This is a genomic window from Burkholderia sp. Bmkn7 (assembly GCF_041103175.1).
Taxonomy (GTDB): Bacteria; Pseudomonadota; Gammaproteobacteria; order Burkholderiales; family Burkholderiaceae; genus Burkholderia; species Burkholderia cepacia.
The window spans coordinates 802130-814386 of the sequence record NZ_JBGCUH010000003.1; the positions used below are offsets into that span (position 1 = coordinate 802130).

The 12257-nt window shown below is 68.0% G+C and carries 13 protein-coding genes; 7 read left to right on the forward strand and 6 right to left on the reverse strand.

The window, feature by feature from the left end; all coding sequences use genetic code 11:
• Positions 1-178: 178 nt before the first annotated feature.
• Positions 179-1237, forward strand: coding sequence for a hypothetical protein (locus AB3K92_RS25195; RefSeq protein ID WP_048026119.1), 1059 nt, complete (start codon positions 179-181; stop codon positions 1235-1237).
• Positions 1238-1275: 38 nt separating this feature from the next.
• Here AB3K92_RS25195 and AB3K92_RS25200 read toward each other — a convergent pair whose 3' ends face one another.
• Genes AB3K92_RS25200 through thiL form a run of 3 tightly spaced genes read right to left on the reverse strand, consistent with a single transcriptional unit; the run spans position 1276 to position 3347 of the window.
• On the reverse strand, positions 1276-1776 hold the full coding sequence (locus tag AB3K92_RS25200; protein WP_021161868.1) for a CinA family protein: 501 nt from the start codon (positions 1774-1776) through the stop codon (positions 1276-1278).
• A 31-nt stretch (positions 1777-1807) separates the two neighbouring features.
• On the reverse strand, positions 1808-2359 hold the full coding sequence (locus AB3K92_RS25205) for a phosphatidylglycerophosphatase A (protein WP_369466038.1): 552 nt from the start codon (positions 2357-2359) through the stop codon (positions 1808-1810).
• On the reverse strand, positions 2349-3347 hold the full coding sequence (gene thiL, locus AB3K92_RS25210) for a thiamine-phosphate kinase (protein WP_369466040.1): 999 nt from the start codon (positions 3345-3347) through the stop codon (positions 2349-2351). The genes AB3K92_RS25205 and thiL overlap by 11 nt, the downstream gene beginning before the upstream one ends.
• 134 nt (positions 3348-3481) lie before the next feature.
• On the opposite strand from thiL, the gene AB3K92_RS25215 reads away from it, so the two are divergent.
• The 6 genes from AB3K92_RS25215 (at position 3482) to AB3K92_RS25240 (ending at position 9834) form a co-directional block, all read left to right on the forward strand.
• Positions 3482-5824, forward strand: a complete 2343-nt coding sequence (locus AB3K92_RS25215) for an NADP-dependent malic enzyme (protein ID WP_269150515.1) — start codon at positions 3482-3484, stop codon at positions 5822-5824.
• A 376-nt stretch (positions 5825-6200) separates the two neighbouring features.
• A complete protein-coding gene (locus tag AB3K92_RS25220; RefSeq protein WP_021159265.1) occupies positions 6201-6632 on the forward strand; it encodes a ribonuclease domain-containing protein in 432 nt (143 codons plus the stop codon).
• Between the two features lie 16 nt (positions 6633-6648).
• Positions 6649-7212: a barstar family protein gene (locus tag AB3K92_RS25225; RefSeq protein ID WP_021159266.1), complete on the forward strand. Its 564-nt coding sequence runs from the start codon at positions 6649-6651 to the stop codon at positions 7210-7212.
• Positions 7213-7463: 251 nt separating this feature from the next.
• Positions 7464-8153: a hypothetical protein gene (locus tag AB3K92_RS25230; RefSeq protein ID WP_124590439.1), complete on the forward strand. Its 690-nt coding sequence runs from the start codon at positions 7464-7466 to the stop codon at positions 8151-8153.
• A 47-nt stretch (positions 8154-8200) separates the two neighbouring features.
• Entirely contained in the window at positions 8201-8944 is a 744-nt protein-coding gene (locus AB3K92_RS25235; RefSeq protein WP_369466041.1) for a hypothetical protein, read from the forward strand.
• Between the two features lie 62 nt (positions 8945-9006).
• Positions 9007-9834 carry a hypothetical protein gene (locus tag AB3K92_RS25240; protein WP_369466042.1) on the forward strand — a complete coding sequence of 276 codons (828 nt, stop codon included), beginning with the start codon at positions 9007-9009 and terminating at the stop codon, positions 9832-9834.
• Positions 9835-9891: 57 nt separating this feature from the next.
• Here AB3K92_RS25240 and AB3K92_RS25245 read toward each other — a convergent pair whose 3' ends face one another.
• From AB3K92_RS25245 to speE, 3 genes are all read right to left on the reverse strand, one after another.
• A complete protein-coding gene (locus AB3K92_RS25245) occupies positions 9892-10659 on the reverse strand; it encodes a 16S rRNA (uracil(1498)-N(3))-methyltransferase (protein WP_059818229.1) in 768 nt (255 codons plus the stop codon).
• 17 nt (positions 10660-10676) lie between these two features.
• The gene (locus AB3K92_RS25250) at positions 10677-11093 is read right to left on the reverse strand and encodes a glyoxalase/bleomycin resistance/extradiol dioxygenase family protein (RefSeq protein ID WP_021159271.1); all 417 of its coding nucleotides are present in this window, start codon (positions 11091-11093) and stop codon (positions 10677-10679) included.
• A 156-nt stretch (positions 11094-11249) separates the two neighbouring features.
• A complete protein-coding gene (gene speE / locus AB3K92_RS25255; protein WP_021159272.1) occupies positions 11250-12107 on the reverse strand; it encodes a polyamine aminopropyltransferase in 858 nt (285 codons plus the stop codon).
• Positions 12108-12257 lie beyond the last annotated feature (150 nt).

Consider the following 12257-nt stretch of genomic DNA (forward strand, 5'->3'; position numbering starts at 1 on the left):
CGTGCCGCTTCCACCGCGTTCTCCGCTTTAACGCCTCCGTTTCCCGCCCTCCCGGCCGCCGCACTGACGCGCACGGGCAACTTCCCGTCGTTTCCGCACCGCATGCCAGCGCGCCAATCGCGCGATGCTCCCGCTTGTCACCGATCTGTAACGAAACTGTCAAGAAGGGAGTGATGCCATGCCCAAGCTGTCCCGACGTCTTCTGAGCGCGCTTGCCGCGTCGTTGTGCATGAGCTTCGCCCACGCGGCGGACCTGTCGCACTGGCCGGCCGACAGCGCGAAGGCGTTGAACGCGATGATCGCCGCGCACGCGCATCGCGGCGACTATGCGGTGTTCGACGCGGACAACACGACCTACCGCTACGACCTCGAGGAGTCGCTGCTGCCGTACCTCGAGAACCGCGGCGTGCTGACGCGCGACACGCTCGACCCGTCGCTGAAGCTGATCCCGTTCAAGGATTCCGCCGACTACAAGGAATCGCTGACGAGCTATTACTACCGGCTCTGCGAGATCGACGACCTGGTCTGCTACCCATGGATCGCGCAGGCGTTCGCCGGGCAGTCGCTGGCCGACCTGAAGCGCCACGTCGACGCGATGCTCGCCGACGGCAAGCCGATCCCGATCCGCTACTGGCAGGGCGACAAGGTGGCCGACGGCACGGTGAACCCGCCGCGTTTCTTCCGCGGGATGCAGGAGCTGTACAACGCGCTGCGCGAGAACGGGATCGAGGTCTACGTGATGACGGCCGCGCACGAGGAGCTCGCGCGGCTCGTGCTGTCCGACCCGAAGTACGGCTACAACGTGAAGCCGCAGAACGTGATCGGCGTGACGACGCTGCTGCGCAACCCGGCGACCGGCGCGCTGACGACGTCCCGGTTGCAGATCAAGGCCGGCAAGTACGACGAGGCCGCGAACCGCAGCCTCGTGATCACGCCGTTCCTGATGAACCCGATGACGTGGTACGAAGGCAAGCTCGGCTCGATCGTCGGCTGGATCGACCAGTGGAAGAAGCCGGTGCTCGTCGCGGGCGACACGCCGACGTCCGACGGCTACATGCTGCTGAACGCGACCGACGTCGCGCGCGGCGGCGTGCGCGTGTGGGTGAACAAGAAGGACAAGCAGATGGCGCAGATCCGCGCGTGGTCGGATGAATCGGCCGCGCGGCAGAAGTCGCTCGGCCTGCCGGTCACGGCGGACAAGAACTGGATCGTCGTGAAGCCCGACGCGATCCAGTAAGCGGGCCGGCCGGGGCGCGGCGGGGCACCCCGGCCCGGTCAGCCCTCGCGCTCGTCGAGCAGCTTCAGCAGCCCGCGCAGGGCATGCGCGGCCGCCTGCGTGCGGATCTGATCGCGGTCGCCCTTGAACACGAGCGTCTCGACGTCGGTATGCAGCCGGTTGCTCCAGCCGAACGACACGGTGCCGACCGGTTTCTTCTCGCTGCCGCCGGCCGGGCCCGCGATGCCGGTGACGGACAGCGCGACCTGCGCGCGGCTGTTGCGCAGCGCGCCTTCGGCCATCGCGCGCGCGACGGGCTCGCTGACGGCGCCGTGCTTGTCGATCAGGTCGGGCGGCACGCCGATCATGTCGATCTTGGCCTGGTTCGAGTACGTGACGAAGCCGCGCTCGAACCACTGGCTGCTGCCGGAGATGTCGGTGATCGCGGTTGCGATCATGCCGCCGGTGCAGGATTCGGCGGTGGCGAGCGTCAGGTGCTCGTCACGCAGCTTGTTGCCTGCGCGGATCGCAAGCTGGTGGACGACGGAATCGGTTGGCATGCGCGTCGGGAAACGGGAGTCGGGAAATCGGTCAGCCGACGACGGAGCGCCACAGGGCGATCACGAGCAGCGTCATGAACGCTGCGACCAGGTCGTCGACCATGATGCCGAGCCCGCCTTTCAGACGGCGCTCGAAATAGCGGATCGGCGGCGGCTTGAGCATGTCGAAGATGCGGAACGCGACGAACGCCCATAACTGGCCGATGAAGGTCGCGGGCGTGACGAACAGCATCACGAGCCAGATCGCGACGATTTCGTCCCAGACGACGGCGCCCGGATCGGACCTGCCCATCTTTCTCGCGGTGAAACCGGTGAGCCACGTGCCCGCCACGAAGCCGACCGCGATCAGCGCCCACCATTCGGGCACCGTCAGGTAGCGGTTGAGCACGACGAACGTGAGCCAGCCGAACAGCGAGCCGAACGTGCCGGGCATGAGCGGCGCGAGCCCGCTGCCGAAGCCGAGCGACACGAGGTGCGCGGGGTGCGACAGCATGAAGCGCGCGGTCGCGCGCTGCGGCGCGTGTCCGCCCGGTGCGGCGCCGGGCTCGGCCGCGGGGTGCGCGGGCGTCGGGTCAGTCTGCATGGAAGTGGTCGAAGCCGTGCAACGTGAGGGCGAGGGGCGCGCCGGCGGCGTCGCGCCACGCGATCGCGGGCTGTTCCGACGGCGCGGACAACGCGCGTATTGTACCGATTCGCGTGACCGGCACGCCGGCCGTCAGGCCGGCCGCTTCGACCGCCGCGCGGGCCGCCGCCGGCGCGGTGAAGCACAGTTCGTAGTCGTCGCCGCCGGCCAGCGTGCAGCGTCGCTGCACGTCGGGCGGCAGCGTCGCGAGCGCGGCCGAGCGCGGCACCGCGTCGGCATCGATCTCGGCGCACACGTGCGAGCGGGAAAGGATGTGCTGCAGGTCGCCGGCGAGGCCGTCCGAGATGTCGAGCGCCGCGTGTGCGACGCCCGCGAGCGTCAGGCCGAGCGCGATGCGCGGCTCGGGGCGCTCGAGCGCACGCCGGAACGCAGCGGCTTCGGCCTCGCCGGCCGTCCATTCGCCGCGCGCGACGCCGAGGCCGGCGCGCGCGTCGCCGAGCGTGCCGGACACCCAGACGTCGTCGCCGTCGCGCGCGGCATCGCGCCGCAGTGCGGCGTCGGGCGCGACTTCGCCGAATACGGTGACGCACAGGTTCAGCGGGCCGCTCGTGGTGTCGCCGCCGATCAGCTCGCAGCCGTAGCGCTCGGCGAGCGCGAACAGCCCGTTGCTGAATGCTTCCAGCCACGCCGCGTCGGCACGCGGCAGCGCGCACGCGAGCGTGAAGGCACGCGGTTCGGCGCCCATCGCCGCGAGGTCGGACAGGTTGACCGCGAGCGTCTTGTGGCCGAGGGCGTCGGGCGCGACATCGGGAAAGAAGTGGCGGCCTTCCACCAGCATGTCCGTCGAAATGGCCAGCAATTTCCCGGATCGAGGTGCGATCAGCGCGCAATCGTCGCCGATACCGAGCGTCGACGCGCGCGCGCCCTGCGCGGCGCGGCGCGTGAAGAAGCGTTCGATCAGTGAAAACTCGGAGAGGGCGGCTGGCACGGCGGGCGATCCGGAACGGTTGAAGGAACGGCATTGTACGAGGCGAACGGCGGCGCTTCTGCACCATCCGGACCATTTTTGTCGCGGCTGTTGCACCCGAATCGCCGGTCTGGCGGCCGATGATTGGCGCTACAATGCCGTCGAACAGTTATTCTAATCCGCCCGTCACGAGACACATGTCCACCCAATCCTCCTCCAAAGCCAAGCTCCGCGAAGCCGCCCTCGACTATCACGAATTCCCGACCCCCGGGAAGATCGCGATCGCCCCGACCAAGCAGATGATCAACCAGCGCGACCTCGCGCTCGCGTATTCGCCGGGTGTGGCGTACGCGTGCGAGGAGATCGTCGAGAATCCGCTCAACGCGGCACGCTTCACCGCGCGCAGCAACCTGGTCGGCGTCGTCACGAACGGCACGGCGGTGCTCGGTCTCGGCAACATCGGGCCGCTCGCGTCGAAGCCGGTGATGGAAGGCAAGGCGGTGCTGTTCAAGAAGTTCGCGGGCATCGACGTGTTCGACATCGAGCTGAACGAGTCGGACCCGCACAAGCTCGTCGACGTGATCGCCGCGCTGGAGCCGACCTTCGGCGGGATCAACCTCGAAGACATCAAGGCGCCTGACTGCTTCATCGTCGAGCGCGAAGCGCGCAAGCGGATGAAGATTCCGGTGTTCCACGACGACCAGCACGGCACCGCGATCGTCGTGGCCGCGGCCGTCACGAACGGGCTGAAGGTCGTCGGCAAGGACATCAAGAAGGTCAAGCTCGTCGCGTCCGGCGCGGGCGCGGCCGCGCTCGCGTGTCTCGACCTGCTGGTCGACATCGGCCTGCCGCTCGAGAACATCACGGTGACCGACCTGGCCGGTGTCGTCTACAAGGGCCGCACCGAGCTGATGGACCCGGACAAGGAGCGTTTCGCCCGCGAAACGGAAGCCCGGACGCTGGCCGAAGTGATCGACGGCGCGGACATCTTCCTCGGCCTGTCGGCTGCCGGCGTGCTGAAGCCGGAGATGGTGAAGGGCATGGCCGAGCGCCCGCTGATCCTCGCGCTCGCGAACCCGACGCCGGAAATCCTGCCGGAAGCGGCGCTCGAAGTGCGCCCCGACGCGATCCTCGCGACCGGCCGCACCGACTACCCGAACCAGGTCAACAACGTCCTGTGCTTCCCGTTCATCTTCCGTGGCGCACTCGACGTCGGCGCGACGACGATCACGCGTGAAATGGAGATCGCGGCCGTCAACGCGATCGCCGAGCTCGCGCAGCACGAGCAGAGCGACATCGTCGCGACCGCATACGGCATCCAGGATCTGTCGTTCGGGCCCGAATACCTGATTCCGAAGCCGTTCGATCCGCGCCTGATCGTGAAGATCGCGCCGGCCGTCGCGCAGGCCGCGATGGACGGCGGCGTCGCGACGCGCCCGATCGAGGACATGGACGCGTACAAGCAGCACCTGCAGCAGTTCGTGTACCACAGCGGCACGACGATGAAGCCGATCTTCCAGATCGCGCGCGCCGCGCCGGAAGAGAAGAAGCGCGTTGTATTCGCGGAAGGCGAAGAAGAGCGCGTGTTGCGTGCCGTTCAGATCATCGTCGACGAAAAACTCGCGAAGCCGATCCTGATCGGCCGCCCGTCGGTGATCGAGCACCGTATCCAGCGCTATGGCCTGCGCCTGACGCCGGGCACCGATTTCACGGTCGTCAACACCGAGCACGACGAGCGCTACCGCGACTTCTGGCAGACGTACTACAAGATGATGGCGCGCAAGGGCATCAGCGAGCAGCTCGCGCGCGTCGAGATGCGCCGCCGCACCACGCTGATTGGCTCGATGCTGGTGAAGAAGGGCGAAGCGGACGGGATGATCTGCGGCACGATCAGCACCACGCACCGCCACCTGCACTTCATCGACCAGGTGATCGGCAAGCGCCCGGGCTGCAGCGTGTACGCGGCGATGAACGGCCTCGTGCTGCCGGGCCGCCAGATCTTCCTCGTCGACACGCACGTGAACGTCGATCCGACCCCGGAGGAACTGGCCGAGATCACGATCATGGCCGCGGAAGAAGTGCGCCGCTTCGGCATCGAGCCGAAGGTCGCGCTGGTGTCGCACTCGAATTTCGGCACGAGCAACGCACCTTCGGCGAAGAAGATGCGCGATACGCTCGCGATCCTGCAGGAACATGCGCCGGAGCTGAAGGTCGACGGCGAGATGCACGGCGACGTCGCGCTCGACGCGGCGCTGCGCAAGGAAATCCTGCCGGAATCGACGCTGGAAGGCGAAGCGAACCTGCTGATCCTGCCGAACATCGACGCCGCGAACATCGCGTACAACCTGCTGAAGACGGCTGCGGGCAATAACATCGCGATCGGGCCGATCCTGCTGGGTGCCGCGCAGCCGGTGCACGTGCTGACCGAATCGGCGACCGTTCGTCGCATCGTCAACATGGCGGCGCTGCTGGTCGCCGACGTGAACGCCACGCGCTGAGCCAAAACGAACGCGCCAGGCCGGTCGAACCGGCGTGGCGCGTCGGGCGAAATTGTAAACAAAAGCAAAAAGAGGCGTGCCCGCAAAGGGCACGCCGCGGGCAGGGCGCAAACGCGCTTCCCTCAAGGCAACAGCAGCATCCCTCCACTCCTGGTAGCGAGCGTGGCAAGGAGGCAGGTCTTGCCATACGAGCGATGCCGTCTTTATTTTATCCTGTGTAAGATAAATGTAGTGTAATTTCGGTAAAAAATGCGCCGTTCCGGGCATCGCGATGCTTTCGATTCCCAAACGGACATTGATTCGCGCGGACAATAACGCTACGCTAACGCCTTTGTTGGTCGTCAACTACTTGATTTAACAGCGGGAACCCTGGTTCATGGCACGCAAGTGGCTCCGCAACGGCGCGCTCGCGTCCGTCTTCGCGATGTTCGCGATGGGTATCGTCGGCACGCCGACGGGCAGTCTGGTTTCCGCCGCTTACGCACGGGAGGCCGTTGCGGCCGACGTCGCGGCGAGCGGGCTCGATACGATCCCGACCGCCAGTCTTCCGCGCGAGGCCGTGACCACGCTGGGCCTGATCGGCGCTGGCGGCCCCTATCCGTACGAGAAAGACGGCGTCGTGTTTGGCAACCGCGAGCGGATCCTGCCAAAAGCGAAGCGCGGCTACTACCATGAGTACACGGTACCGACGCCGCGTGCCCGCAATCGCGGCGCGCGCCGGATCGTCTGTGGCGGGCCGTTGCGCCGGATCGACAACTGTTATTACACGGGCGACCACTACAACAGTTTTAAACGTATTGTTGAATGACTTCGGGACGAATGGCATGAGCGACTCCATCTACGCGCACGAAACGGCGGCGGCGGAACTGTTCGCGGCCGGCGACGGCAATCTGTTTCAGCGCGTGATTCAACTGCACGCGGCGGCGCAGGCCGGCGGCACGCCGGAGCAACAGGAAGCCGAGCCCGGGCTTTCATCGAACGAGGAGCCTATGAGCCTTTTCACGACCGTGCGACCCAATCTCGTGCAGTCGATCCGCGCGTTCCGCGTGCAGGATCTTGCCGACGAAGCCGGCCGGCTCGGCCAGCATTTCCTGTATGCGTATTGCGGCGCCGCGCAGTCGAAGCAGGAAGTGATGGAAACGATCGCGACGTCGTTCCTGTTCCCGAAGCATTTCGGGAAGAACTACGACGCGCTGTACGACTGCCTGACCGACCTCGTCGCGAAGGCCGGCGCGCAGCCCGGTTTCGTGATCGTCCTCGAAGGGCTGCCGATCGCGCAGAAATTCGACAAGGAAGGGCGCGAGACGCTGCTCGACGTGTTCCGCGAGGCGGCCGAGTTCTGGGCCGAGCGCAAGGTCGCGTTCCGCGTGTTCTACTCGTTCGCGTAAGCACGGGGCGGCCAACGGCCGATCCGGCGAGCCTCCGTCAAAAGCCCGCTTCGAGCGGGCTTTTTTGCGTCCGCGCGTGATGCGTGGGCGGCGTCCGGCCCGACAAAGACCTTTCATCGCGCACTTTTTTCCGCGACAATCGATCGGCCCGGCCGCCGCGGCCGGGCGCACAACACCAATCATTCGAGAGAGGGCCGTTTCCCATGACCGCTACCCGATTCGCGGCGCCCGCCCGTGCGCGCCGTCCGCTCGTGCACGCGCTGGCCGCGTGCGCCCTGTCGCTCGGCATCCCGCTGGCCGCGCAGGCCGCGCCACTCACACCCGAACAGACCGTCGACATTTATCTGGGCGCCATCGTCAACAACGACGCGGCCAAGGTCGAGCAATTCAACGACTCGGTGCGTGCGAGCGCCGATCCGAAGGATGCCCGGAACATGTTGTTGCCGGCCGACATGTACGGCGACATGCGTGAACAGATGCTCGGGCAGGTGATGGCGATGCTGTCGGAATCCGGGCGCGAGGCGCTGGCGCCGTCGCTCGACTCGATGGTGGTCGCGTACACGGGCGCGTTGCGGCGCTCGCAATGCAACGCCACCGGTGTAAAGCGCACGCCGGGCGCAGGCGGGAATGGGCAGGACCGTGTCACGGTCAGTTTCGAGTGCAAGGTGGCCGACGTCACGCCGCCGGGAGACGAGGCCATGAAAGCGCGCGCGAGCGCGAAAACCGACCCGCAGCGCTTCGCGGCGGCCAAAACGATATACACGGGCCTGGCGCGGGCATTTAACGACGCACCGGTCAGCCGGCGCATCACGGGGCAGGTGGAGATGGTCGGTTCGGACAGCAAGGGCTGGACGACCGACAGCCCCGAAAGCCTGCTGAAGCCCGTCGTCGACGCGCTGTCCGGCCCGGTCGTCGCGGCGATCGCCGCCAGCCAGCAATGAGGCCGCCGCGCCGGCCCGATCGATTCGACACCGACATGACCCGACCGATGAACGTTACCCTTCATGCGCGCCGCGGCGCGCGTTTTCCGTTGTTCCAGGCCGCGCGGGCGGCCGTGCTGTCCGCGCTCGTCGCGGCCGGTGCCGCGCACGCGGCGGTGCTGACGCCCGAGCAGACCACCGATCTGTATCTCGGTACCTTCGTCAACGGCGACGTCGCCAAGGCGGTGCAGTTCAACGATGCAATGCGCACGCGCTTCAAAGGCAAGGACGCGCTCGACGTCGCGGCCATCCCGAAGCTCGGCGACACGATGCGCGACAACATGATCGCCGCGCTGCTGTCGAAGATGCCGGCCAGGTCTCGCGCGGCGTTGCGCGCACCGGTCAGCGCGTCGATCACGTCGTATCAGCATGTGCTGGCCCGTTCCGAATGCAAGGCGACCGGTTCGACGCAGAAGCCGAACGAGTATGTGGAGGGCGAATCCATCGCGACGGTCGATTTTTCGTGCCGTGTCGTGGACGTGGGGCCCGGCGTGAAGGCGCTGAAGGAGAAGCTGGGCAACCCGCGCCTGAAAACCGACAAGGCCCGGACGGCCTTCCTCGCCGAGTTTTTCTCCGGCATGGCGCACATCTACGACGAGGCGCCGATGGGCCACACCGTGACGGGGCAGGTCGATCTCTACGGCACGAACGAGAAGGGCTGGCTCACGGGCTCTCCGGGTGACGTGCTGTCGCCGCTGGTCGACGCACTGCTGGATCCGATCGGCTCGGCGGGCGGCGAAGCCGGCAAGTAAGCGGCTTGATCGCGGCCGCTGCACATGGCCGGCGTGCCGCGCATTCGAACGGGGAGTGAACGATGGGAATCCTCACACGAGGGATGCGGGTTGCCGCGGTGGTTGTTGCGGTGTGCGGCGCGGCCGTGGCGGGGGCGAGTGCCGCCGAACCGGCCTCGTTGCCGGGTTCGCCGGCGGCGCACGTGGCCGTCGAGCGGCTGCTCGCCGATCTGCGCACGCGCTCGACGCCAGGCCAGTATGCTGCGGTGGCCCGCGCGATTCACGCGTCGCCGGCGCTGGCGGCGCAACTGGACGAGCTGGTCGAGGCCGGCCTGCTGACGCGCATCGCGGTCGACAGCGGCGAGCCCGCGCTCGGCAGGACGACCGGCGCGTTGCGCAACGGGAGCGCGTGGATCCTGACGCCGGCGTTCGTCGCGAACCAGGCGCCGCGGCGCCTGTTCGACGTCGTGGAGGCCGACGACATCCTGCCGGACAACATGGTGTTCGCGCTCGGCTACATGGCATGGCGCGCGAAGCACGATGCCGACGTGAGCCGCGCGGCCGACGCGCTGCGGGCGTCGGACGACAGCGCGGACGCGAAGAAGCAGCAATGGATCGACCTGAACACGCGGATCGACGCCGGCGGCTTCATCCAGGGCTGGAACGACACGGTGGACGCGGCCACGTTCCAGCATGACGGCCGGCCGATCGGCATCGTGCCGGCGGTACAGATGATGAACCTGCGCTATCGCGGCCCGCTGCTCAAGGCGATCCGGGCGACACCACCGGCCCGGACGCTGCGGATCACCGGGCCGGCGCTCGCGCTCGACGCGGACAACCTCGACGCGCTGGCGTCGGCGCTCAAGACTTCCCCCGTCATCGATATCGAGCCGTTGAGCGTGGCGCGCTGACCCGCGTCGCCGTGCGCCGTCGTCATGCCGCGGCGCGTGCCCGGCCGCGCATCGCCATCACCACCCGCCCCAGCGCGCCGCGAGCGCCGCGAGCACCGCCGCACCGGCCGTCTCGGTGCGCAGCACGCGGGGCCCGAGCGACAGCGCGGTGAACCCGCGTGCGCGGGCCGCGTTTTCCTCGTCCGGCGACAGCCCGCCTTCCGGCCCGATCAGCAGCGTGACGGTTGCCGCAGGCGGCGCGTCGGGCAGCGACGCGAACGGGATGCTCGCGCGCGGCGACAACAGCAGCCGCAGTTCGCCGTCGGCCGGTGCGGCCGGCAGCGTATCGAGCCACGCGTTGAAGCCGGTGACCTGCGCGACGTCGGGCACGCGGTTGCGCCCGCATTGTTCGCACGACGCGCGCACGACGCCGCGCCAGTGCGCGACACGCTTGTCCGCGCGCTCGCCGGCGAGCTTCACGACGCCGCGCGCGGTCGACAGCGGCACGACCGCGGCAACGCCGAGCTCGACGGCTTTCTCGATCACCCAGTCCATCTTGTCGCCGCCGGCGATGCCTTGCGCGAGTGTCACGCGATAAGGCGGCTCGGCTTCGGCCGGCTCGAACGTGTCGATCTGTGCGAGCGCGCTGCGCTTGTCGATCTCGACGAGCCGCGCGCGGTACTGGCCGCCCGTGCCGTCGAACAGCGCGAGCACGTCGCCGGGCTGCAGGCGCAGCACCTGAGCGTGGCGTGCGACCTCGGCCGGCAACGCGAGCGTGGCGTCGGCGCGCAGTGCCGCGTCGACGAAAAAGCGCGGCACGGCCGCGGTGGTGGTGGCTTCGTTCATGCGTGTAGCGGTTGGGGTCATGCGTCGAGACGGCGCCCGAGCGCCCATCGGTAGCCGTCGAGATCCTCGATCTGCGCGAACCGGTCGCCCCAGAACTGATCCTGCGGCGGGCTCAGCGATTTCGCGCCCGCGTCGAGCGCGCGCTGCCAGGTGGCGTCGACGTCGTCGACATACAGGTAGAACGACTGCGGCGCGGTGGCGTTCGCGCTCTTCGGCGTGAGTGCGGTCGAGCCGAACGCACCCTCGGGCGCGAACATCACGATCAGCTGGCCGCGGTAGGCCATCTCGACGTGCATGATCGCGCCGTCCTCGTCGTGCACGTCGCGCAGCTCGAAGCCGAATGCGGCCTTGAAGAAATCGATGGCCGCGCGCGCGTTGCGTACGGCCAGGTAGGGTGTCAACCAAGGCACGTTGGCCGGACGTGGATCGGTCATGAAAATCTCCTGTGTGGGCGCTTCGGCGCGTGCGCTGATTCCATGCTTCGGCGTTCGTTCAGGGGGCGGCGCGGCGTCCGGGGCGACTCGCCCCGGTGCTGCACGTCACGCATTTTGCGAAGACCCGACGAGAAAGCGAGGCGGCCGCGCCGACGCTCAGCGGCGAACGCCCAGTGTATCGCGCAGCGCGCGCGGCAGGGCAAAGAGGGACGCATGCAGCCGGGCGTCGTAGTAGCGCAAACCCTGGACGCGGCGGGCCGCGAGCCGTTCGTCGACGTCGTGCGCGAACAGCGCCGCCGCATCGAGCGTGTCGCTCGCGATCGCCATCAGCCACTGCGAGCCGTATAGCGGCACGTGCGCGGACAACGGATCGACGACCGAGAAGCTCGCGCGCAGGTCGTCGAGCAGCGCGGCGATGCGCGCCGCGTGGAACAGCGGCGAGCCGAGGTGCATCGAGATCGCGCCGCGCGGCGTCAGGATCCGCTTGAGCCGCGCATAGAACTCGCGCGTGTAGAGGCCGGCCGCCGGCGAATCGGGCGGCGTGAGGTCGAACACGACGAGATCGAAGTGCTCGACGGTCGACGTGACGAAATGCGCGGCGTCGCCGATCACGACCTCGACGCGCGGGTCGTCGAGCGCGCCCTGGTGCACGTCGTCGAGATAACGGCGCGCCATGCCGACCACTTCGTCGTCGAGCTCCGCGACGACGATCCGCTCGATGCATGCGTGCTTGAGCAACTGGCGCGCGGCGCCGCCGTCGCCGCCGCCGAGCACGAGCGCCTTCCTCGGGCACGGATGCGCGAGCGCGGCCGGGTGCGTCATGCACTCGTGGTACACGTATTCGTCGCCGACCGACGTCATCGGCCGGCCGTCCAGCGTAAACAGGCGGCCGAGCTGCGGCGTTTCCCAGACTTCGATCTGCTGGTGCGGCGACGCGACGTGCGCGAGCCGACGGGCGTTCGGGAAGCCGTACGTGGCGTCGGGCGTGGGATGAAAAAGAAGGGTCGTGCTCACGGGCGGGCCGCCAGGGCAGGGAGTTCCGACGTCTGAATTATAGGAGGCGGGCGGTTTGACGGAAAACCGTGCCGGAACACTACGCGCCGACAAGGGAAATGTCAGGCCATCTGTTAAAATGACGAGCTTTGCAGCCTCGTCCGTAGGCTC

Excerpts from the sequence above, each read along its gene's own strand:
- AB3K92_RS25200 (WP_021161868.1), bottom strand. The coding sequence starts at position 1,776 with ATGCCAACCGATTCCGTCGTCCACCAGCTTGCGATCCGCGCAGGCAAC.
- AB3K92_RS25220 (WP_021159265.1), top strand. The coding sequence starts at position 6,201 with ATGGCACGCAAGTGGCTCCGCAACGGCGCGCTCGCGTCCGTCTTCGCG.
- AB3K92_RS25195 (WP_048026119.1), top strand. The coding sequence starts at position 179 with ATGCCCAAGCTGTCCCGACGTCTTCTGAGCGCGCTTGCCGCGTCGTTG.
- AB3K92_RS25235 (WP_369466041.1), top strand. The coding sequence starts at position 8,201 with ATGAACGTTACCCTTCATGCGCGCCGCGGCGCGCGTTTTCCGTTGTTC.
- AB3K92_RS25225 (WP_021159266.1), top strand. The coding sequence starts at position 6,649 with ATGAGCGACTCCATCTACGCGCACGAAACGGCGGCGGCGGAACTGTTC.
- AB3K92_RS25205 (WP_369466038.1), bottom strand. The coding sequence starts at position 2,359 with ATGCAGACTGACCCGACGCCCGCGCACCCCGCGGCCGAGCCCGGCGCC.
- AB3K92_RS25245 (WP_059818229.1), bottom strand. The coding sequence starts at position 10,659 with ATGAACGAAGCCACCACCACCGCGGCCGTGCCGCGCTTTTTCGTCGAC.
- AB3K92_RS25250 (WP_021159271.1), bottom strand. The coding sequence starts at position 11,093 with ATGACCGATCCACGTCCGGCCAACGTGCCTTGGTTGACACCCTACCTG.
- AB3K92_RS25240 (WP_369466042.1), top strand. The coding sequence starts at position 9,007 with ATGGGAATCCTCACACGAGGGATGCGGGTTGCCGCGGTGGTTGTTGCG.
- AB3K92_RS25215 (WP_269150515.1), top strand. The coding sequence starts at position 3,482 with ATGCCGTCGAACAGTTATTCTAATCCGCCCGTCACGAGACACATGTCC.